Annotated in this window: 1 protein-coding gene; it reads left to right on the forward strand. The window is 37.5% G+C overall.

All coding sequences use genetic code 11. From position 1 onward, the window contains the following. Positions 1-290: 290 nt before the first annotated feature. On the forward strand, positions 291-608 hold a 318-nt coding region (locus R8O11_RS29265; RefSeq protein WP_318195129.1), incomplete at its 3' end, for a phage integrase N-terminal SAM-like domain-containing protein.

The raw sequence follows: 608 nt of genomic DNA on the forward strand, positions 1-608 counted from the left end.
TCTGTAAACCGAAAACCTTTTTCTGTTATGTATTTATCACGCCAATCTACAGTCATTTGTTCTCCTACAAGCTAACGCTTTCTATACTGCAAATAGCGGCTTTTCTCGCACGCTACCGCATTCTTTCCTGACAAAAGAAAAACAAATCCTAGCACTTACCTTCATGAAACAAATAGAAAAGTAGTATGAATATGTGTGTTTGAACACGCAATTAGACGGCAAAAAGCATGATAACTGGGTCAGTATTGATAAATTACAACACCTGTATAAATAAACAGCTTTATAATGTTATGAAAAGTCAGTTTCTGATAAGTGTAAAAGAGCATATGCTTACTCGCCATTATGCCAACAAAACTATCGAGAGTTACCTATTCTGGATAAAGCGCTTTATTGTATTCCACCAGCTTGCTCATCCATCGAAGTTATCTGAAGACGACGTTATTCGATTTCTCAGCCACCTCGCTATCGATGAAAAAGTTGCAGTCAAAACTCAAGCATTGGCGCTGAATGCTATTTCGTTTTTATATCGAGACTTTTTTAAAACCCCGCTTTCACTGGATATGAGGTTCCAAAAATCACTGACGGAAAAGAAGCTCCCTGTTGTTTTG

It is taken from the genome of Vibrio sp. 1288, assembly GCF_033344475.1.